This is a genomic window from Idiomarina piscisalsi, assembly GCF_002211765.1.
GTDB classification, from domain to species: Bacteria; Pseudomonadota; Gammaproteobacteria; order Enterobacterales; family Alteromonadaceae; genus Idiomarina; species Idiomarina piscisalsi_A.
In genome coordinates this window covers 915,293-937,486 of the sequence record NZ_CP022133.1, presented here as the reverse complement: position 1 = coordinate 937,486, position 22,194 = coordinate 915,293, and the positions used below count along the sequence as shown (strand labels likewise).

The window sequence follows — 22,194 nt, the reverse complement described above, 5'->3', positions numbered from 1 at the left end:
AACACCTAATTCTATGCTGAATGTTGACGTTCAAACTCACGGATAGTTTGTCGCGCTTCGTGAATCGACTGACGGGTTAACAGTTGTCGCTGACCATCTAAAACCTGCCCCTGAGGTATTTCAGTCGCCAGCTTTTTGGCGGCGTTAAGCATCATGTTAAAGGCTTGTTGGCCGTCAAACTTCATCGGCAAGGTCATGAAAAACGCAACGCCTTCTGTTTCAAAGTTTTCCAGGTTGTCCAAGTCAAAGGTTCCTGGGTTAAACATATTGGCAACACTAAAGATTAACTCGCCCGTACCTGCCGTATTTTCATAACGGTGAAAGATACCTAAATCGCCAAACTTACAGCCCAGTTCGGTCATCATTTGCAGCAGCAATGCGCCTTGGACAGAGCCTTTTACATGCAGCGCTATTACTTCTTCAGGCTCACCGACGTCTAAACCAGGTTGCGTTTCTGACTCTGCTGGTTCATTTGACGCGTCTGAGTCTTGAGGTGTCTCTTTTTCTGAAGGTTCTAGCGACAATTCCGTTTGCTCAACTTCTTCGTTTTTCTCCACCCGCATAGAGGGCAACGGCGAGTCTATTTCGTCATTAACTTCCAAATCCATCGCCATTTGCTCGGCCGCAGAAAGAGGCTGACTCGGTTTCTCCTGAACTTTTTCTTGAAGCTTTTCTTCGCGCTTTGACCTATTCGGCTCAGCAATAGAATCTCTGACACTCGTGTCTTCATCGTCAGCTGAAACCGAGTCCGCAGTGTCCGGCGTTTCAGAGGGCGCCTGACGAACCACCCTAACTTCACCTATGCCATCGTCGTCAAAACCACCGCTTTGTTTCTGGCGCTTTTCAGCAACACGCTGTTCTTGTTGACGTTGCTGCTGGTTCCCTTTACGAATTTTCCATAGTCCGTGCGCGATAATACCGGCAATGGCCAGTACCCCTAAAATTCCGAGCGTCAGTTGTAAATTGCCCATGTGCTCTATCAACCTTTTTATTATCGTCAGGCTTCCGTCATAGCGACGGCCTGCTCTACATCAACGGCAACCAGGCGCGACACACCTGCTTCCTGCATTGTCACCCCGGCAAGGTGTGACGCCATTTCCATAGCCACTTTGTTGTGACTGATATATATAAACTGTACCGATTCCGACATTTCACTCACTAACCGGCAAAAACGCCCCACATTTGCGTCATCGAGCGGCGCATCAACCTCATCTAACAAGCAAAACGGTGCTGGGTTCAACCGGAAAATGGCAAACACCAATGATAATGCGGTCAATGCTTTTTCTCCACCACTTAGCAGGTGAATCGTACTATTCTTTTTACCCGGAGGCCTTGCCATAATGGTGACGCCCGTCTCCAGTAAGTCGTCATCGGTGAGTTCCAAACTCGCGCTACCACCGCCAAACACTTTTGGAAACAATACCTGTAAGTCACTGTTCACCGCATCAAAAGTTGTTTTAAAGCGATGCCGGGTTTCTTTATCAATTTTTCGTATGGCTGTTTCCAGCGTTTCTAAAGACGATGATAGGTCATCCACTTGCTGATCCAGATACTGTTTACGCTCTCTTTGCGCTTCAGCCTCTTCAATGGCGGCCAGGTTAATAGCACCCAAGCGCTTAATTCTGTTCTGCACGCTCTCCAGGTTAGTCTGCCACGACTGCTCCTCAGCTTCCTGCGGCAACTCCTGCAGTAAGGTTTTCAAGGTCATGCCGGTCTCTGCCAGTCCCTCAAGCACACCCTGGCTGCGCTCTTGCAACTTGGCCTTTTCTATCTCAGTGCTTTGCAGTGCTTCTTTGGCTTGCGCAATACGCATTTGAACAGCCGACTGACCTTGATTAAGCTCTGACAATTCATCTTCTAACTCAGACAGTTGCGCGCGCTGCTCCTGCAAAACGGCTTCCTGCTCCTGACGCTGGTCAAGAAGCTCTGTCAGTCGCTCTTCCAGTTCCTGCTTATTGTCTTCACTGTCAGAGCTTTGTTGCGTGGTCTTTTCATCCAATAACTGCTGATAACGCTGTTCGCTGCGTTGTACGACCGTGTCGAGTTGCTGTACCTGAACAGTAATGTTTTGTTGCTGCATAGCCAGCTGCTGTTGCTTCGACTTTAGTGCCTGCAGCTGCTCTCTCTTGTCGCTGGCCAACCTTTCTAACTCATCGCCTGAGTCGTCATCCGCCGCGTCACTCTCCAATAACCGTTCGTTCAGCTCTTCGCGCTGTAATGCCACTTCCTCAATACGCTCATTAAGCTCTTCTGCTTTTTTCTCCAGCTCTGATTGTTGCTCGCTAAGCCTCTCCAGTTGTTGCGTATACTGTTGTTGCTGTTGCTTAGCCCAGCTTAACTGCTGCTCCGCTTTATTTATGTCATTCTGCGCGGCCTGTTGCTGTTCTTGCTCTCGCTCCAGTTCCTGCTCAATGTCTTTTTGAGAAGCGCGCGCCTGTTCCAATTTTTGTATTGTTGTTTCTAGCGAACCTTCTAACTCTTCTTGTTCACGTTTCAGACTTTCACACTGACTCTGCAACTGCAGTTGGCTGGTGTTGCTATCAATTCGCGATGACATAAACCCGTTAGGCCAGTGCCAGTTACCCTGTTTTGACACAGCAAACTCAGCATCACCGTCTAATACCTGCTTTTGTGCTTGCTCATCACTGTCAGCCACAGCACACAATTGCAACGGCGGCCAATATCTTAATGCACCCGAGACTTTGCTCGCCAAAGTACCGGATTTAGGCTCTCCGGCGCTTGGCCATATCAGCTTCAGGCCAGCTACCGACTCAGTTCGCTCAGGTGCGCTTTCAAGAACCGCGGCATCCAGCCACTCATACAAAAACTGCTCAACAGCCAACTCCCAGCCAGGCTCAGCTTTCAGAACGTCACGGACTCTCGGGGTATTTGGATAATGCGTTTCAAGCCACTCATCCGCACTGTTATCGCCTGACTGATGCTTGATGAGTAACTGCTCAATGGCTTGCTGGTTCGCCTGTACTTTATTTTGTTCTAATTCAGCACTGCGCTTCGCTTCCTGGGCCTGCTCAACCTGCTCGCGACTATCCGTTAACCGTTGTTTTGTTGTTTGAAGCCGCTCAATAGCGATGTTTAGTCGCTCATTAGCCTCATCAAATTCGCGTTGCAAGCTGTCTGACGATACCTCACCAAGCTGCCTTTTAAGGTCTTGTTGCTGGTGGTTAATTTGATCTAACTGTTGTTTAGTGTAATCACGGCTTTGCTGAAGCTGTTGTTCTTTCAGCTGCGCCTGCTGATGCTGTTGTTCAATATCACGAAATTTTTGCTGCTGTGAGCGTTGTTGCTGCTGCCAGCTTCGGTAGTTTTCATCAGCCTGTTGCGCTTGCTCAGACACCTCTTCAACCTGCTCAGCTAACTCTTCAAGCTGCGGTTCAAGCATCATTTCCTGCTCAACCAACTGCTCCTTTTGCAGTTTATCTTCGTCAAGTTGCGACTCAAGTTGCGTCAGTTCGCTTTGAATTCGCTGCAAACGCTCTTCGCGCTGCGCTTTAATTTCATGCTGATGCTTTAGAGTTTGCTCAATGCGGGTCACTTCATTACCCAAGGTGAACATTGTCTCTTGCGATTGCTCAACTTCAGAGCGCAGCGCTTCTGCTCGCTCTTTCAATTCTATTGCGCCACGTTCGTCGCCGCTTTGCTGCGCTTGCCACTTTTCAAGTTCGGCCTGCTGCTCAGAGTATTGGGCATCAAGTTGCTGCCGCTGGTTATCTAACTTTAACCAACGCAGCGCCTGCAGCTCGCCTTTCAATTGGCGCTCTTGTTTCTTCAGTTCTTTATAGCGAATTGCCGCAGCCGCCTGACGCTCTAACTTATCCAGCTGCTGGCCCAGTTCTTCACGCACATCACTCAAACGCTCCAAATTTTCGCGCGTGTGATTCATCCGATTTTCTGTTTCGCGGCGACGCTCTTTGTATTTGGAAATACCTGCCGCCTCTTCAATAAACACCCGCAACTCCTGCGGTTTTGATTCAATCAATCGGGAGATCATACCTTGTTCAATAATGGCGTAGCTGCGCGGTCCAAGTCCTGTTCCGAGGAATAAATCAGTAATATCGCGACGGCGGCAACGACTGCCATTCAGAAAATAATTGGACTGCCCGTCTCGGGTGACTAATCGTTTTACAGAAATTTCATTGAAGGCAGCGTATTCTCCCTGAATGCGTCCGGCGCTATTATCAAATACCAGCTCAACACTGGCTTGAGAAACAGGTTTACGGGCGTTAGAGCCATTAAAAATAACGTCAGTCATGGCGTCGCCACGCAGGTTTTTTGCCGAACTTTCTCCCAGCACCCAACGTACCGCGTCAATGACATTGGATTTGCCACAGCCGTTCGGACCTACAACACAGGTCATTTGATCAGGAAAAGGTACTTTGGTTGGGTCGACAAACGATTTGAAGCCCACGAGTTTGATGTGTTTCAGTCGCATTCGGCTGTTTTTATAGTTATTACTGACGTTATTTATAATCCAAAGACTCTAGCAGATCCCGTAGTCATTTGTAACAATTTCAACGACACATAAGGGTGGTTTTGCCCTATTATGAGCAACAAAAGTGACAGCAGGAGTTCGCATGCACAAACCGATCTACAGTGAGTCGGGAATATCCTATATAGGAAGGGGCTTACAGCTCATTCGCACCAAAGGGCTACGCCGCTACGTTATTGTCCCTATTTTGGCCAACCTGATTCTCTTCACCATTGCCTTCAGCTGGCTGTACAGCGAAGCTGACTACTGGCTTAATAAGTTTATGGCTTGGCTACCCGACTTTTTCCAATGGTTGGAATTTATCTTATGGCCACTGGTGGTCATTGTGATGGTCGCCTTTTTCTCCTTTATTTTTACCAGCATTATGAACTTTCTGGCGGCGCCGTTTAATGGTCTGCTCGCGGAGAAAGTCGAGCGCTATGAGAGTGGTGAGGCATTAGGTGATGAAGGCTTTATGGGGTTAATTAAAGACATACCAAGAACCGTTGGCCGTGAATTCCAGAAGTTGATGTATTACCTGCCACGGGCTATCGGCTTCTTCTTGCTATCGCTTATTATTCCAGTGTTTGGGCAAATTCTCTGGTACGTTTTTGTCTGCTGGATGATGTCCATTCAATACCTGGACTACCCGTTTGACAATCATAAGCTGTCCTTCAAGCGTATGCGTTCGGAACTAAACCAGCAGCGCGGACGCACGTTTTCGTTTGGCCTAGGCATTACCCTACTGACCATGATTCCTCTGGTAAACCTGATTATTATGCCGTTGGCGGTTTCTGGCGCAACGGCGTTGTGGGTTGACCATTACCGACGGAGCGCATTAGAGCCGCGCTAAAACGTTAATGACGACTGAGCGCATTGCTCAGTCGTCATGTTCGGTGTCACTCTCTAAGTAGTCTGAATTTAACCGTTTATTGGTTTGCACACCCATCTGACGGAATTTATCGACCCGCCCAATGAGGTTACCTCGCCCGGTACTTAGCTTTTTCATAGCTTCCTGGTAGCGGTTATCAAGCGTTTGTAAGCCGTTACCGATTTTTTCCAAGTCTTCCACAAAGCCCACAAACTTGTCGTACAAACGTGCGGCGTCGGTAGCAATTTTCTCAGCGTTTTGATTCTGGTATTCGTATTGCCAGATATTATGAACCGTGCGCAGCGCAACCAGTAAGTTCGTTGGGCTCACCAACATGATCTGATTGTCCAGTGCCAACCGAATAAGTTCTGGATCACGATCAACAGCCAACAAAAACGCTGGCTCAATCGGAATAAACATCAACACGTAATCCAGCGTGCGCAGCCCTTCCAGTTGGTGGTAACTCTTCTTACCCAACTGTTTAATATGCTGCTTCAGTGACTGAACGTGTTCATTCAACGCGCGCTCACGCTCAAGGTCATCGTCCGAATTAAAGTAGCGTTCATAAGCCGACAAACTGACTTTCGAGTCAATCACCACGTCTTTTTTATTCGGCAAGTGCACAATAACATCCGGTTTAAAAGACTTTCCGTCTTCATCTCGATGATGTGCCTGGGTTTGATATTCGTGCCCTTCACGCAAACCCGATTGCTCCAGAATACGCTCGAGTACGACTTCGCCCCAGTTACCCTGTTGCTTCGTATCGCCTTTTAAAGCTCGGGTTAGCGCTTCAGCCTCAGACGCCATTTGGCGATTCAAATCCTTAAGCGACATCACCTCATTTTTAAGTGCTGAACGCTCTTTGGTTTCGTCCGTATACTGCTGAGTAATTTGCTTTTTAAAGGCTTCAATTTGCTGTTTAAACGGCTCTAGCGTTGCCTGCAATGACTGCTGATGGTGCTGTTGCATGCCTTTCGATTTTTCTTCAAAAATGCGATTAGCCAGGTTTTCAAACTGCTGCGTCAGTCGCTCCTCGCTCGCTTTCAACAAGTTCAGTTTTTCTTCTGCGGTTTTTTGCTCATGATCAGCCCGGGCGAACGTCTCGCGAAGGCGGCTGTCTTTTTCATAAACCTCGTGTTGAAGCTCATCAATGCGTTCGCGAAGAATCTCAGCGTCTTGCTCCAGTACCGTATTTTGTTGCTCTGCTTGTAAGCGCAAACGGCGCTGCTGTTGCCAAAGCAACAACAACGCCGTAATGACCGTCACAACCGGCACACCAATTATTGCCATCCATTGCCACAGTGCCAGCGACATCATTAAGCTCCTAGTTTTTCATTCAAGTCAGCAATTTTCGCTTTCCAAATAGCAGGACCTTGAGTATGTGCATTTTGACCGTCGCTATCGACAGCGACTGTGACCGGCATGTCTTCCACTTCAAACTCATAAATGGCTTCCATACCCAAATCTTCAAACGCGACGACTCTGGCTTTCTTAATAGCCTTAGCAACTAGGTACGCAGCACCGCCCACCGCCATCAAGTAGACGGCTTTGTGTTTGCGAATACTCTCTACGGCTTCTGGTCCGCGTTCAGCTTTACCAACCATGCCAATAATGCCGGCTTCTTCGAGCATCTGATCAGTAAATTTATCCATACGCGTTGACGTTGTCGGACCTGCCGGACCCACAACCTCGTCACCCACAGGGTCAACCGGACCAACGTAGTAAATAAAGCGATTGTTGAAATCTACCGGTAACTCTTCACCGTTATCCAACATACCTTTAATGCGTTTATGAGCCGCATCACGCCCGGTCAGTAACTTACCAGACAAGAGCACGGTCTCACCCATTTTCCAATCCTGAATGTCTTCTTTAGTGACTTCGTCCAAATTCACACGACGCGCGTCATCACCTAGCTCAAAAGTGACATCCGGCCAATCTTCTAATTTCGGCGGGGCTAAATCGGCAGCGCCACTGCCGTCCAACGTAAAGTGGACGTGACGCGTTGCCGCACAGTTTGGAATTAAAGTGACTGGTTTAGAAGCCGCATGGGTTGGCAATGATTTAATCTTCACATCCAACACGGTTGTTAAACCGCCCAGTCCCTGAGCACCGATACCTAAGGCGTTCACACGATTAAAAATCTCTAAGCGCAGCTCTTCTTCGGCGTTTTGCGGACCTCGCTCTATTAGCTCATGAATATCAACAGATTCCATCAATGATTCTTTGGCCAGCACCGCTGATTTCTCGGCAGTACCGCCCACACCAATGCCCAGCATACCTGGCGGACACCAGCCCGCGCCAATTTTCGGCAAGGTCTCAACAACCCAGTCGGCAATCGAATCGCTGGGGTTCAACATGACCATTTTCGATTTATTCTCAGAACCGCCGCCTTTCGCGGCAATCATGACTTCAATTTCACTGCCCGGCACCATATCAATATGCACCACGGCCGGAGTATTGTCGCCGGTGTTCTTGCGAGTGCCTGCAGGGTCGGCCACAATTGAAGCGCGTAGCGGGTTGTCCGGGTTGTTGTACGCACGACGTGTGCCTTCATCCACCATTTGCTGAACGGTCAGGTCGGTTTTGTCCCATTGCACACCCATGCCCACTTTCACAAAGCAGGTCACAATACCAGTGTCCTGACAAATCGGACGATGTCCTTGTGCCGACATCCGCGAATTCGTCAGCACCTGCGCAATGGCATTCTTTGCCGCTTCGCTCTCTTCACGCTGGTACGCCTCGTCCAGTGCTTTAATAAAGTCCAATGGGTGATAATAAGAAATGTACTGCAGCGCATCGGCAATACTGTCAATAAAATCCGCCTGACGAATGGTGGTCATGGCCTTACCTCTTTGCTTTTTATATCGAACGATGCCGATATTGGTTCTGATAAACGTGGCGCTATAATAGCGTTTTCACCGACAACTGACCAGTGTAACTAACCGAGTCAGTGCCACTGTGATAGAATGGTTTTTATCGGTAAATTCGAGATCTCATTAAGTAACTCAAGGGGCTGAGTGTGAGCATTTTTCCTGACGTGTGTGCCGTAAAATTGGAAACATCCCTGACCGCACTAGAGCTGTTTGAACGCTGCCAGGATGAGCCTTATGCACTGTTTCTGGACTCAGCCTCAAAGACGCACGAAGACGCCCGTTATGACGTTATCTTTCGAGCCCCCGAATGTGTCATCAGCAGTAAAAACAATAAGCTAACCGTTTCGGGTAATAACCAGTCAGACCTTCCTAAGGCACCAACTCACGCTACCGATATGTTCGATTATGCTGAACAACTAATGGCGCTGGCGGGTCGTTATGAGGGGCCTGACCACCTACCTTTCCAGGGGGGCTTCGCCGGTGCGGTAGGATACGATTTTGGTCGTTGCCTGGAGGTAATACCTGAGTTTAACACCAATGAATACAAATCCAGCGATGCGGCACTGGGTTATTACTCGGAAGCGGTCATTTTTGACAAGAGGCGTAATGAGGTTTGGCTGGTTGCGCCTGAACAGGGGTTAAATAAACAGAAAGCCTATTGGGAGCAGTCACTAACACCTACCTCAAAGAACCCGTTAAAACTGACCAGTGCCTGGCAAAGCAATATGTCAGAGGCTGAGTACCATACTAAATTTAACGCGGTGCAAGCCTATTTGCTCAGCGGTGACGCCTATCAGATAAACTTAGCCCAACGCTATCAAGCGAGTTATCAAGGTTGTGAATGGGCAGCCTACAAGCAGTTACGGGCGTCGAATAACGCGCCGTTTTCGGCTTTTATGCGCACGCCTCAAAGCGCTATTATCAGCGTTTCTCCTGAGCGTTTTCTCAGCACCAGTGCCGCGGGGGAAGTACAAACTAAGCCGATAAAAGGCACCCGTCCACGTTATGAAGACAGCAACAAAGACATCGCCAGCCGCCAGTCATTGTTGAGTTCTGAAAAAGACCGTGCGGAAAACCTCATGATTGTGGATTTACTGCGCAATGACTTAAGTAAAAACTGCGAACCTGGCTCTGTCACAACGCCAACACTGTTTGCTATTGAAAGCTTTCCGGCGGTACACCATTTGGTATCAACCATCACCGGTAAACTTAAGCCGGATTGTTCTGCATTAAGTCTGTTTAAAGGCGCATTCCCCGGCGGCTCAATCACTGGCGCCCCCAAAATTAGAGCCATGCAAATTATTGAAGAGCTCGAGCCGAACCGCCGCGGCATTTATTGTGGTAGCATCGGCTACTTCTCACAGCATGGACAAAGTGACACCAGTATTACGATTCGTACGCTACTCGCCGAAGAAGGTCAGCTATACTGCTGGGCGGGCGGCGGTCTGGTCTCAGACTCTCAAGCAGCAGACGAATATCAGGAAACCAAAGACAAAGTGTCCCGTATTTTGCCGGTATTAAGCTCATGACGATCAAAAGCCGCGCCGAGTTTGTCAGACGCTTTAGCCTCACGCCCTCGCCGTCCGTCAACCGACAGCTTGACGAGCCTTTGCGCAAACGTTTGCGACCAGCAGCCGTACTTATTCCTATTGTTGAGCGCCCACATGGCTTGTCGTTAATACTGACTCGACGCTCTGCGTCATTAAGAAAACACGCCGGACAAATCAGTTTCCCGGGAGGCCGCTACGACAAAACAGACAACGACTTATTAGAAACCGCACTAAGAGAAACAGAAGAAGAAATCGGTCTTCCCCGCTCGCAAGTCGACGTTATTGGACGTTTGCACGACTACCCCGTGTTGTCTTACTTTATGATTCGTCCATACGTGGCATTTGTGTCTCCCCAACAAGCACTGGTGGCGCAGGAAAGTGAAGTGGCCGAGATATTTGAGGTGCCCTTAGCCGATATTATCAATCCCAGTAACCATTACGTTTACCGTATTCGTAAGTTCATTTATGACCGGGTTTACTTTATTCCCTGGCAGCATCGAAATATCTGGGGAGCAACGGCGGGCATTCTGCGTGAGTTAGCCGAGCAGCTTCAACCTGACCAGAAAAGCCACTTTAAACCACTCAACTGACCAGTTATTTCGCTATAAAGCTTGCCAGCCCCCACACAATTCATGCGACAATACTATAATTAATACAAACAAACGCGACAGGTAAGGATAAGTATGATCAGCGTTTTTGATATTTACAAAATTGGTATCGGCCCTTCAAGCTCGCACACGGTGGGCCCGATGAAGGCTGCATTTGATTTTCTGCAGGCCGCTAAAGAGGCTGGCCATTTAACGCAGGCCGACGGCGTTAAAGTAGAATTGTTCGGCTCTTTAGGGCAAACCGGTAAGGGTCACGGAACCGGTAAAGCGGTTATTTTGGGGTTAGCGGGCGAATTACCGGAAACAGTTGATACCGACAACGTTGAAAACTTTCTTGAACAAACTCGTAAAACCGAAAAGCTGGCGTTATTAGGAGATCATGAAGTCACCTTCCCATCTGAAGGCGCTATCACGTTCCATCGTCGCAAAACCATGCCAAAGCACGCTAACGCGATGGAGCTTAAACTGCTTAAAGGCGATGACATTATCTACAGCGACCTGTATTACTCAATTGGTGGCGGCTTCATTGTTCGTGACGAAGACTTTGATGAGACTCTAGAAGAAGCCATTGAGCAATCGTCTAAGCCCATTCCTTATCCGTTCGACAGTGCCGCTGAATTATTAGGGCATTGTAAAGAGCATGGACTGCGCATTAGCTCATTAATGATGGCGAACGAAAAAGTGTTCCGCAGTGAAGACGAAATTCGCGACGGCTTAATGAAAATTTGGCGTACCATGCAACAAAGTATTACCAACGGTATTACCACCGAGGGTATTTTGCCAGGCGGTTTGAAAGTGCGTCGTCGTGCATCGTCGCTTTATCAGCGTCTTAAAAAAGAAAAGTCGAGCGACGCCATGCAAGTCATGGATTGGGTTGACCTGTTTGCCTTGGCCGTCAACGAAGAAAACGCCGCGGGCGGCCGCATTGTCACGGCACCAACTAATGGTGCAGCAGGCATTGTTCCAGCCGTCATGAGCTATGCGGACAAATTCATTGAAACACTGGACGAAGACTCCGCCGTTCGCTTCTTATTAACCTCGGCTGCTATCGGTATTTTGTACAAGAAAAACGCTTCCATTTCCGGCGCTGAAGTGGGTTGTCAGGGTGAAGTGGGCGTTGCCTGTTCTATGGCTGCGGGCGCACTGGCCGAATTTATGGGCGGTGGTCCAGAAACCGTAGAGAACGCTGCTGAGATTGGTATGGAGCACAACCTTGGCTTAACCTGTGACCCTGTAGGCGGTCTGGTTCAGGTGCCGTGCATTGAGCGAAATGCCATGGGCTCTGTTAAAGCCATTAACGCCGCTCGCTTAGCCATGCGTGGTAATGGAGACCATAAAGTATCTCTCGATAAAGTCATTAAGACCATGTGGGATACTGGCAACGATATGAAAACCAAGTACAAAGAGACCGCCCGGGGCGGCTTGGCAGTTAATATCATCGAATGCTAGGCAATTAAGCCGGTGCCTAGCGCACCGGCAATTCACACCCCTCAAATAAGGCGTCAATCTCTTCTTGAGTTTTCAGCTGAGCCGCTTGTTGCACTTTTTCCCGAGTCAGATGCGGCGCAAAGCTTTCAATAAAGTCATACATATAAGTTCTTAAAAACGTTCCGCGACGGAAACCAATTTTCGTCGTACTCGCTTCAAACAAGTGGCTAGCCGGAATCGCGACTAAATCAGGATCTTCCTCAGCGTTATAGGCCATAGATGCCAACACACCAATACCTAGTTCCATTCGGACGTACGTTTTTATGACGTCAGCATCGGTTGCGGTAAACACAATTTGTGGTTCTTTACCTGCTTGCGCAAAGGCCTTGTCCAACTCTGAACGACCGGTAAAACCATGGACGTAGGTCACAATTGGATATTTAGCCACGTCTTCAATGCTAATGCTCTGCAATTTCGCCAATGGGTGTGACTTAGGCACGACAATTGAACGATTCCAATGGTAACAAGGCAACATAATCAAATCCTGATATAGATGCAGTGCCTCTGTCGCTATCGCAAAATCGGTGCGTCCTTTTGCCGCCGCTTCGCTAATTTGCTGAGGTGAGCCTTGGTGCATATGCAAAGAAACACGTGGATACTGACCGATAAACTGTTTAATAACCTGAGGTAACGCATAACGTGCCTGAGTATGGGTTGTGGCAATCGTTAACTTCCCCTGATCAGGCTGAGTGTGTTCGGTTGCAACCGTCTTTATCGACTGCACATTATCGAGCACTTGTTTCGCAACTCGAATAATATCCTGCCCGGCGGGCGTGATATGCGTCAGGTGCTTTCCCGTACGCCCAAAAATTTGAACCCCTAACTCATCCTCTAGCATTCTTATTTGTTTACTAATGCCAGGTTGCGATGTAAATAAACTTTCAGCCGTGGCCGAAACGTTTAAATTATGATTCATCACTTCAACAATATATTTTAATTGCTGTAATTTCATAGCAGGACATGCCACTCGGTTTGCGAATTGTGATATAAAAAAATAGTATAATAATCTTAATAACTATGACAAATAGAAAAGCTGGCAGGTATTAGCAGCTGAAACCGGAACTTCAACGATGACACAGCCTACATTCGACTTTTCTGCGGTACTCGCCTCTTCCGCCCACGACATGAAGAATTCGCTATGCTTGCTGATTCAATTGATTGAACAGGTTTCAGAGCAAGTACCAGAAGGCAGTGCAACAGAAAACATGGCAAAAGTCCATTACGAAGCGCAACGCATTAACTCAGGGCTCATACAGCTGCTGACACTATACCGCGAACAGCACGGCTCCCTCCCTCTCAATATTGAAGAGCATCACTGGGATGACGTATTTGAAGAGCTATTGCTTAATAATGAAATGTATCTGGAGCAGCGCGGTATCGATGTGACCACTGACATTGACGATTCGGCTGTTGGCTATTTTGACAAAGACCTCATCAGCCACTTACTGAACGACGTTATTATTAATGCTATGCGCTATACCGCCGATAAACTCTTTATTACAGTGACAGTCGACGAGGATAAGGGATGTCAGGTTTCGGTGCACGATAATGGCGAAGGTTTTCCAAACGGCATGCTAAAACAAGCACAAGCACCCATGCAGAAGCTGGATATGAATAAAGGCCGTACAGGTTTAGGGCTCTATTTCGCCCACCTAATAGCACAAGCCCACCAAAGAAACGATAAAAAAGGTTTTATCGAACTGAAAAATAATGGACACTTAGGTGGTGGTGTTTTTTCTCTGACATTACCTTAAAAATAATAACAACCTAATGAGCGTTATATGATTTACACCATTGTTATAGCACTGATTATTCTTCTGATAATACTGGCGATTGTCGTCGGTTCAGTGCAACAACATAAGCAGCGTCAGGAACTTGAGCGACGCAAAAAACTTGCCCGTTACAGAAACGCTCTGGAACAAATTGAAGATCTTATTCATATGTCCAGTTTCTTCCCTATTGGTAAGTCGATGCTGGCTGTGCTGAATATGCGCGCATATGAAGTATTGCAAAACATGTACGCTGTATCGCCAACCAAAGACTTTAAATCACGCCTTGAAGATTACAAAGAAAGAATGGAAGGCATTGATCCTAAAGACACATCGCTGATCAGCGAAGAGTTTGAAATTCCGCAAAACAATAAACAAATTATTGCGATGATTAACGCGCTGAAACGTTTAAAAGCAACGCTAAGAAGTGAGCACGCTCGTGGTCGGGTTGACAGTAACGTCTTTAGTGTCGAGGATCAGCGTTTAAGCAAGTTGCAGTTAAAAATCAGTATTGAAACACTCATTCGTCGTGGTCGTCACGCTTATGAGAGCCATATGCTAGGTTCAGCACGTCAGTATTATGAAAAAGCGTTGCGCACCATTGAAGAGCAAAGCTTTTCTGACGACTACACGACATCTCGTCAAGAGTCGATCAAAAACGCGTTAGAGCAAATTGCGCAAGAACTGAAAGACGCACACGCAAGAGACAAAGCCAAACACAAAAAAGAAGACGATTTGGAAGAACTCTTTCAACCGAAAAAGAAGTGGTAGTCTATGTCTGACTGGAAAGATCAACTCAGCCAAATGGTATATTCGACAGACTCAGGTCGTATTGAGCCTGACGAGGAGCCTGAGCAGATACCAGAAGGCGACGGTATCGTAAGACTAAAAAGGGAAACCAAAGGCCGCAAAGGTAAGGGAGTGACTATTGTGACTGGCCTTGCTCTACCAAAAGATGAATTGAAAAAGTTTGCGAAGAAGCTCAAACAGCAATGTGGTGTTGGTGGCTCAGTCAAAGACTATGACATTGAATTGCAGGGTGATCAGCGAGACAGTATTGAGGCTTATCTAAAAGCAGAAGGTTATAAAGTTAAGCGATCGGGAGGTTAAGGTCGTACTCAATGTATAAGCATTGGCCTTCGTCTTTCCATTCATAATAGCGGGAAAAGTTTTTAATCAGCTGCATACCTCGACCGTGCATCTTTTCTTCATCCAATACCGGAGAAAACTCATCAGCCGGATACCCGTTTTCTCCGTTAGAGCGAATGCCAAAACAAATCAGGCTATCAATGGGTTGGTAGTTAACATCAATCGATACTTCAATATCTTCAAGGCTACCAAGACGACGTTCTCGCTCTGCATAATAGCGTTCAAACCCTTCACTTTCTTCTTTCACATCGGAATTTAACCGTAAAAGATTGTGCTCCAAAATATTATTAAACGCTTCCGCTAATAATAAATACAGCGTTGTTTTATGGGCTTTTATCCCTTCCAGGTGCGATAATGAATCGACAAGCCGGGTCACAGGATCTTCCCCTACAATATTTTTTTCGCTGAGTCGTACTTTCAACTCAAAAGGAAGGTGAGTGATAGAATGGTCATCTTTTTTAACGGGCAGTTGAGTCGGTTCACAACTGACAACAATCAACGAAATATCGTCACTTTGCTTAGTGCCCTTCTGAAAGCTTTCGAGCGAATTCACCAACTGGTCAAACTGTTGTTTTCTGCCAAACTGTTTTAGCTTTTTTTCAAAACCACTCTCGTTAAGACGCTGCCCCTGAGTGTTTATCATTTCAATAACACCGTCAGTGTACGCAACCAACCGTTGCCCGGGCTCGATAAAACAGTGACTCAACGAACTATTAAATTCTTCTGGCGGCAAAATCCCTAACGCCAGGTGCTCTGACGGCAAACGGTAAGTAACTCGTCCGTTGTTATCAATGAAAAGTGCGTCCGGAATACCACCGTTCCAATAACTGAGCCGGTCACCACCGGCTGACAACTCGGCGACAAATGCGGCACAGAACATGTCGTCAGGCAACAACTTCACTAACCGACGATTAAACTCTTTTACCATGGTGGCCACCGACAAGCCTCTCTCCGCTAAATCAAAAAACGTTTGTGCAACGGGTAACGCCCCTGTCGCAGGAGCCAGTCCGTGACCGGTAAAGTCTCCAACAAAAATGTAGTAGTTCCCCAGAGGCCCGCCTTTCGACAATACCAAATCGCCATTAAACTCAGTCGCCGGAGACAAGTAAGTGTGCAGGAAATCAAACGTTAATTCATTTTCTAAAAGCGCATTACTCAACATGTGGCTGACCACATTTTGCTCGCGCTCCATACGGTTTGAATGGTAAGCCAGTGCTTCGTTTTTTTCTTTTAATTTAAAACTGAGCTCCCTAACGCGCGCATGTGCGTCGAGCTTTGCTTGCAGAACAATGGGTTCCGGAGGTGTGCTGATAAAATCGTCGCCGCCAGCATCAAGACATTCTAGTAGTGTCTTTTGGTCATCCAGTGCCGTAATGAACAATATTGGAAGGTGAATATCACCACTGAGTTGCTTTAGTCGTTTAGCCGTTGCCAGACCGTCCATGACCGGCATCATCACGTCAAGCAAGACAATGTCTGCCCCCGTGCTACTAAACAGTTCCAGCGCCTGCATACCGCTTGATGCGCAGCTTACATTGTGGCCAAAACGCTCAATAAGGCCTTTTAGCATTACCCTATTAGCGGCTTGATCATCAACGATGAGTACGTGCATTAGGCGATAGTAAACATCTTATCAAAACGGGATATATCCAGAATACGACGAACATCAGGCTTTGCATTTATCAACTGAATGCCTTTTACACTATTACCCAAAGACTTTCGCATATTGAGTAGCATACCTAACGCCGAGCTGTCCAAGTATTCTGTTTCTCTCAAGTCAATAATTACCGTCGGCTGAGAGTCGCCAATGTGGCTATAAGCCTGCCGAAACTCCTGCACCAAACTAAAATCAAATTTACCCTGGATGGCAATAATAAGTTGCTTGCCATCATTTGAAAACTCGCGACTGACGCTCATAGGTACCCCTCTTTTTTCATGAGCCTAACACAATTTTATGATTGAGTTTATTGCTTGAATACCCTAATCTTTGCTACATCATAAACTCATTTTGACCGATTATGGCGATAGCCTTCGACGAACTCCGAATTTTGCTCATCGAGCCTTCCGATGTGCAGCGTAAAGTCATTACCCAACACCTTAATCAAGCTGGTATTCAGCATACCAGAGGTGCTTCTACTATAGCGGAAGCTAAAGAAGAAATCCTGCGTTGGCAACCTGATATTGTGACTAGCGCCATGTACTTCGAAGATGGTACGGCACATGAACTCATTCAGTTCATCAACCGCAACGACCTGCACGATACCCTGCATTTTATGTTGGTATCGTCTGAACACCGCGCCGACCAACTCGAACAATTTAAACAGTCCGGTATTATTGCTATTTTACCGAAACCTTTTACCCCGGAACAATTGCAGCGCGCTATTACAGCGACTATGGATTTAATGGAGCCTGAGCCACTGACTCTTGAGCTCTATGACATAGAAGACTTACGAGTTCTTATTGTCGATGACAGCCTCACGTCACGCCATGTGTTGCGCCGTGTTTTTGAAAACCTTGGTGTTGAGATATTTGTTGAGGCTGAAAATGGGCAGCAAGCCATTGATATTCTGGAAGAGCATCAGTTCGACTTAATTGTTACTGATTTCAACATGCCTGAAATGAATGGCAGAGAATTGACTCAGTACATTCGCAACAGCTCGTCGCATGCGCACACACCGGTACTTATGGTAACGGCGCGGGCGAACGAACCACAGTTGGCAAATATAAAACAAAGCGGTGTCGATGCTCTGACCGACAAGCCGTTTGAGCCTGCCACCATAAAAGGCTTAATTTCACGTCTGCTTGACCAACAGTAACCAATAAAAGAAAGCCCCTGGCGCGTTGTGTGGCGTCAGGGGCTTTTTTGTACCGTAAACTAGCTGAAATTAATTCGCCGGTTTTTCCTGATACTTATTGTAGAGTTCAGTATGACGGCTTTCTAAACTGACATTGCGACCGTCAATAAACATATGTGTTAAGCTTTGGCCAATAGGATCCAGTAAGTCACCCTCTGACACAATCAGCGACGCACTTTTGCCGACCTCTAACGAGCCCAGCTTATCAGCTACGCCCATAAACTTAGCCGGCTGAAGTGTGATAGCCTCCAGTGCCTTTTGCTGATCTAACCCAAAAGCAACCGAGTGTCCGGCCGCAAAAGGCAGGTTACGGACATCCCAGTAGCCCGGATACGAAATAGCAAAGTTAACACCAGCGTCGGCTAATTTAGCAGGGGTAGAGAAGTCTTGATCATAGCCTTCGTCGTCACGCCCCGGTAACCCGAAAGGTGAACCGAAAACGACTGGCACTTCAAGCTCTGCCAGTTTGTCAGCAATACGCCAGGCATCTCTCGCCCCCATTAGAACAAGCTCAAAGCCATACTCACGACTCACATCGATAGCTTGCTCCAATTGACGTTTGTCGTTGGCATGCACATACAGTGTTTTGCTGCCATCGAATAATCCCATCATCGCTTCCCAGCGCTGATCCATGTCAATGTCTCTGTCTGCTTTCTTCGCATCAAAATAAGCTTTGGCGTCGGCAAACACGTTCATCAACTCTTTACGAGCTTCCTCATTGGCTTTGCGTTGCTCTTCCGGAGAGCGGCGCTCCCACCACGTATTAATCACATACGTTCTCGGCCAATTCACATGCACACCCATTTCGCCGGAAACCAATGCGTCTTGGTAATTCCAGCCATCCAGGTGCAGCAATGACGACTGCCCCATAACCAGTGAACCTTCTGGTACCACTTGCGCATGAGTAATACCGTTATAGCGTACGGTTGGGATAATTTCCGAGTCCGCATTAAAGGCAATATGCCCAGCAACTTCCGGATGCACTTCGCCTACTTCACGAGCGTCACGCGTTGCTCGTACCGCTTCAATTTCATTCAAGCCTAACGTGGTATCCATCGCAATAACGCCCGGATAAACATGCTTACCGGACACATCGATGACTCGAGCATTATTGGGAACGTCCAGGTCCTGACCAATAGCGGTAATTTTACCGTCTTCAAAAACCAAGTCTGAGTCGGTTAACACGCCATTGCTCACAGTATGCAAGGTCCCGCCTTGCAGAACGATGGGCTGTTGTTGCGTCTCGCCGGGAACTTCGTCATGAGCAACGGCTGTCGATACGGTCACTGCAGCAATCAGCGCAGCACTCAATGTGGATAATAAAGTCTTCATTAGTGTTGTCCTCCATGCTGATGCGCTTGCGTGGTGAAGTGATCCAGCCAGAAGTCGTGTTCTGTATCACAATGCCAAGTTGGCTGTGCCTCTTTATAGCCATTAGTGGCGCCTTTAAGCGCTTCATCCCCGGCTGCAAGAACTTTCTGAATCAGTGCGTTTTTCTCTTGTTTTACCGCTTCTTGACGTTGTTTGTCTTGTTCGCGGTCAAAGAATTTACGTCCATTTATCCAGGTTTGTTCAGCACGGGCATAGGCACTTAACGGATAATGACTCCACAGTACAAAGTCAGCATGTTTGCCTTCTTCAATAGAACCGACGTAGTCATCAACTTTCAGTTGTTTTGCTGGATTAATCGTCACCATTTTAAAGGCTTCATGCGGATCCATGTCGCAATAACGAACTGACTTGGCCGCTTCCGTATTCAAACGGCGCTGCAAGTCATTACTGTCCGAGTTAATGCTGGTGAGCACACCTCTGTCATGCATTAAGCAGGCGTTTTGAGGAATCGCGTCATATACCTCAAATTTATATGCCCACCAGTCAGCGAATGTCGATCCACTAGCACCATGCTCAGCCATTTCGTCGGCCACTTTGTAACCTTCCAGAATGTGAGTGAACGTATCCAAAGTGAATCCATAATCTTCCGCCACTTCCATCAACATGAGAATTTCAGAAGCAACGTAAGAGTGGGCATGAACAAAGCGTTCGCTGTTTAGAATTTCGATCAGTGTCTCCAGGCGATAGTCAGGACGTGGTGGTGCTGTCTTTTTCTTTTCTGAGCGACTCATGCGATCATAGGCTTGTTTACGTTGCTGGTATTCTAACGCCGCCTGGAAGCCATCACGAACAATAGTTTCAACGCCTAAACGCGTTTGTGGGTAACGAACCGTCATGTTGTCACCCCAGTTGCTTTGCTTAACGTTTTCACCCAGCGCGAACTTGATAGACTCAGGCGCTGCATCAAACTTCATAATGTTAGCATCTGTTCCCCAACGCAGTTTAATGACCTGCGCCTGACCACCAACCGGGTTAGCCGATCCGTGCAGTAACTGAGCCATGGTGGTGCCACCAGCGAGTGAGCGATAAATATGAATGTCGTCCGGGTTGACCACGTCGCCAATACGTACTTCTGACGTAATCGCTTCAGAGCCTTCATTCACACCACCGTCAATCGCAATGTGTGAATGCTCATCAATAATGCCCGGCGTCAAGTGCATACCCGCGGCATCAATGACTTTGACACCCGACGGTGCGCTCAGGTTTTTACCCACTTCGGCAAATTCACCGTTACGGACAAGCACATCCGTTTCTTCCAGAATGCCTTCATCACTGGCAGTCCAAACCGTTGCGTTACGAATTAATACATCTTGTCGCTCAGGCAAACCATCTAAACCATAAGCAACATTCGGGAAGGTCAACTGACTGACGTATTCAGCTGTATTACTGCTGCTACTTTGAGTGTCGTCCGCCTGGCTGTCTTGTGAGGCGACCTGCGCAACAAGCGAACTGGACTCCCCTTGCGGAGAGACCGCTTCCAGAGTGAAGTTTTGCTGAGACGCGGGTGTTAACTGAAAGCGCCACGTACCTGCCGGCTGAGTGTCCATATCAGCAACAAATGACACGGTATCATCGGTGCGCTCCACATTACGAAGGGGTTGAGTGCTCTCACCGATCGTGAGTTCGCCGCTTAAAACCGCACCGGGCTTCAATGTCAGCGAGACATTCTGACCATTCCAGTCAATGGTATAGTGACCGGCAAAGTCGACCAGCTCACGAGAAACCAACTCGTTTTCTTCACCTTGTAACCAGACCGACTGTATTTCGCCGTCTTCAAAAATATCACCTTTCACCATCACAAAGTCGGCCATGTAACCACTGGCTAATTTACCCACTTTGTCATCAACACCGGCAATTTTGGCTGCAGTAGTCGTTAAAGCTGCCAGCGCTTTTTCTTTACTCAGGCCATGCTCCACCGCTTTACGCAGATTCGGCCAAAAGTCTTCCGACTTTTCCAGTTCGCTTAAGGTTAACGCAAAGTTGACATCTGCGTTTGCCAGCATCGCCGGATTTGAAGGCGCGCGTTCCCAGTGGCGTAATTTCGCCAAGTCGACATCAAGATGTGCATCGACGCCACTGACATTTGGTGCTGCCGGGAAGTTCAGCGGTAAAATCAAATCACTTTCAGTATTCTTAACCGAGTTCAGACGAGCGTATTCATAACCCGAGCCAACATAAACGCTTGGCACGTTAAACTGATCAAAGACATCGTCCGCTCGCAGCAAAGTTTTCTCATCTGAGACTTTGAACACAATGCCTTCAGATTCAATATTTTTCAGTGAATCAAGCGCCGCATTAAACTCAACCGGTTGATTATGTGATTGCTTGCCGTAGGCATTTTCATACCAATTTGCGTCAGACAGAGTCTGCCTCACCAGCGCAATACTGCCCATTAAAGAAGACGGATACTGTTGCTGGGAGCTGCCTTTGTCAAACGAGCCAAAATGCTTTGATTCACTTCGGTAAATCACATCGTTAGCAATTTTATCGGCAAGCGAAACAGTCGCTGCCTGACCTTGAAAAATACCATCGAGCTTAGCTGTTTGTACGCTGGTAAAACCCTCAGACACCCACTTCTTGGCATTCTCAGAGTTGGTTTTGAACGCTGCGTACCAATCTTTCTCCGCACGAATAGCATCGTTTGCGGCATTACCGCCTTCACGTTCATTGTTATAAATAGGTGTGTCGCTATCCGTTTTTGCGTAAGTAACGTCAATACCGTAACTGCTGTATGGGTCAATAAAGCCTGGGTAGATTGTATAGCCCGTACCATCAATGACCCGTGCGCCAGCCGGCGCACGATTACCGCTTTCTACACTTTTAACTTTGCCGTTTTCAATAATGAGCGTTGCGTTACTGACAACCTCACCGGGCTCCGTCACAACCGTTGCATTTTGAATAGCCGTTAGGCTCGGCGTGTTGTCCCGCATACCATTCGTCCGGGACGTTTGATCAGCACTCGTTGGCAACGCTAACACGGATGTCACCGCTAACGCTGCCGCACTAAGCTTGTGCATTGTCTTCATGAGTTTGTTCCCCATTCTAATGAGATTTTCTTTTATTATTTCGTCTACCAGTTAAAGCCTTAATTATGTTAGAAACAAGCACGAACCGATAAATCGTGTATTATTAACGGTAAGTGCACGATAATAA

The 22,194-nt window shown here is 47.5% G+C and carries 17 protein-coding genes; 8 read left to right on the top strand and 9 right to left on the bottom strand.

Annotated elements, in window-relative coordinates:
* Nucleotides 1–11: 11 nt before the first annotated feature.
* Entirely contained in the window at nt 12–971 is a 960-nt protein-coding gene (zipA, locus tag CEW91_RS04550; RefSeq protein WP_088767856.1) for a cell division protein ZipA, read from the bottom strand.
* A gap of 26 nt (nt 972–997) precedes the next feature.
* On the bottom strand, nt 998–4,450 hold the full coding sequence (gene smc, locus CEW91_RS04545; RefSeq protein ID WP_088767855.1) for a chromosome segregation protein SMC: 3,453 nt from the start codon (nt 4,448–4,450) through the stop codon (nt 998–1,000).
* 142 nt (nt 4,451–4,592) lie between these two features.
* Here smc and cysZ point away from each other — a divergent pair, with 142 nt between their 5' ends.
* Entirely contained in the window at nt 4,593–5,339 is a 747-nt protein-coding gene (gene cysZ / locus CEW91_RS04540) for a sulfate transporter CysZ (protein WP_088767854.1), read from the top strand.
* 27 nt (nt 5,340–5,366) lie between these two features.
* Here the strand turns inward: cysZ and rmuC are convergent, their stop codons facing one another.
* Both rmuC and CEW91_RS04530 read right to left on the bottom strand, forming a co-directional pair.
* Nucleotides 5,367–6,674: a DNA recombination protein RmuC gene (gene rmuC / locus CEW91_RS04535; RefSeq protein ID WP_088767853.1), complete on the bottom strand. Its 1,308-nt coding sequence runs from the start codon at nt 6,672–6,674 to the stop codon at nt 5,367–5,369.
* Entirely contained in the window at nt 6,674–8,197 is a 1,524-nt protein-coding gene (locus CEW91_RS04530) for a fumarate hydratase (RefSeq protein WP_088767852.1), read from the bottom strand. The genes rmuC and CEW91_RS04530 overlap by 1 nt, the downstream gene beginning before the upstream one ends.
* A 179-nt stretch (nt 8,198–8,376) precedes the next feature.
* On the opposite strand from CEW91_RS04530, the gene pabB reads away from it, so the two are divergent.
* The 3 genes from pabB (at nt 8,377) to CEW91_RS04515 (ending at nt 11,837) form a co-directional block, all read left to right on the top strand.
* Nucleotides 8,377–9,759, top strand: a complete 1,383-nt coding sequence (pabB, locus tag CEW91_RS04525) for an aminodeoxychorismate synthase component I (RefSeq protein ID WP_088767851.1) — start codon at nt 8,377–8,379, stop codon at nt 9,757–9,759.
* Nucleotides 9,756–10,370, top strand: coding sequence for a CoA pyrophosphatase (locus CEW91_RS04520; protein WP_088767850.1), 615 nt, complete (start codon nt 9,756–9,758; stop codon nt 10,368–10,370). The genes pabB and CEW91_RS04520 overlap by 4 nt, the downstream gene beginning before the upstream one ends.
* Before the next feature lie 93 nt (nt 10,371–10,463).
* The gene (locus CEW91_RS04515; protein ID WP_088767849.1) at nt 10,464–11,837 is read left to right on the top strand and encodes an L-serine ammonia-lyase; all 1,374 of its coding nucleotides are present in this window, start codon (nt 10,464–10,466) and stop codon (nt 11,835–11,837) included.
* Nucleotides 11,838–11,853: 16 nt separating this feature from the next.
* Here CEW91_RS04515 and cysB read toward each other — a convergent pair whose 3' ends face one another.
* Nucleotides 11,854–12,828 (bottom strand): HTH-type transcriptional regulator CysB, encoded by a 975-nt coding sequence (cysB, locus tag CEW91_RS04510; RefSeq protein WP_088767848.1) that lies wholly within the window; start codon nt 12,826–12,828, stop codon nt 11,854–11,856.
* A gap of 118 nt (nt 12,829–12,946) precedes the next feature.
* Here cysB and CEW91_RS04505 point away from each other — a divergent pair, with 118 nt between their 5' ends.
* Genes CEW91_RS04505 through yciH form a run of 3 tightly spaced genes read left to right on the top strand, consistent with a single transcriptional unit; the run spans nt 12,947 to nt 14,755 of the window.
* Nucleotides 12,947–13,630, top strand: coding sequence for a sensor histidine kinase (locus tag CEW91_RS04505; RefSeq protein ID WP_088767847.1), 684 nt, complete (start codon nt 12,947–12,949; stop codon nt 13,628–13,630).
* Nucleotides 13,631–13,657: 27 nt separating this feature from the next.
* Complete coding sequence (locus CEW91_RS04500) at nt 13,658–14,416, top strand: hypothetical protein (protein ID WP_088767846.1); 759 nt, start codon at nt 13,658–13,660, stop codon at nt 14,414–14,416.
* Between the two features lie 3 nt (nt 14,417–14,419).
* Nucleotides 14,420–14,755, top strand: coding sequence for a stress response translation initiation inhibitor YciH (gene yciH, locus CEW91_RS04495; RefSeq protein WP_088767845.1), 336 nt, complete (start codon nt 14,420–14,422; stop codon nt 14,753–14,755).
* On the opposite strand, the gene CEW91_RS04490 is transcribed toward yciH, so the two are convergent.
* On the bottom strand, nt 14,736–16,406 hold the full coding sequence (locus CEW91_RS04490; protein WP_088767844.1) for a PP2C family protein-serine/threonine phosphatase: 1,671 nt from the start codon (nt 16,404–16,406) through the stop codon (nt 14,736–14,738). The two genes, yciH and CEW91_RS04490, sit on opposite strands and share 20 nt — an antisense overlap.
* A complete protein-coding gene (locus CEW91_RS04485; protein WP_088767843.1) occupies nt 16,406–16,711 on the bottom strand; it encodes an STAS domain-containing protein in 306 nt (101 codons plus the stop codon). Before CEW91_RS04485 ends, CEW91_RS04490 begins: the two co-directional genes overlap by 1 nt.
* Nucleotides 16,712–16,812: 101 nt before the next feature.
* Here CEW91_RS04485 and CEW91_RS04480 point away from each other — a divergent pair, with 101 nt between their 5' ends.
* Nucleotides 16,813–17,610: a response regulator gene (locus CEW91_RS04480; RefSeq protein ID WP_088767842.1), complete on the top strand. Its 798-nt coding sequence runs from the start codon at nt 16,813–16,815 to the stop codon at nt 17,608–17,610.
* A 69-nt stretch (nt 17,611–17,679) separates the two neighbouring features.
* Here CEW91_RS04480 and CEW91_RS04475 read toward each other — a convergent pair whose 3' ends face one another.
* Together CEW91_RS04475 and CEW91_RS04470 are read right to left on the bottom strand one after the other, a co-directional pair.
* Complete coding sequence (locus CEW91_RS04475) at nt 17,680–18,981, bottom strand: amidohydrolase family protein (protein ID WP_088767841.1); 1,302 nt, start codon at nt 18,979–18,981, stop codon at nt 17,680–17,682.
* Nucleotides 18,981–22,067 (bottom strand): amidohydrolase family protein, encoded by a 3,087-nt coding sequence (locus CEW91_RS04470; protein WP_088769356.1) that lies wholly within the window; start codon nt 22,065–22,067, stop codon nt 18,981–18,983. The genes CEW91_RS04475 and CEW91_RS04470 overlap by 1 nt, the downstream gene beginning before the upstream one ends.
* Between the last annotated feature and the right edge of the window lie 127 nt (nt 22,068–22,194).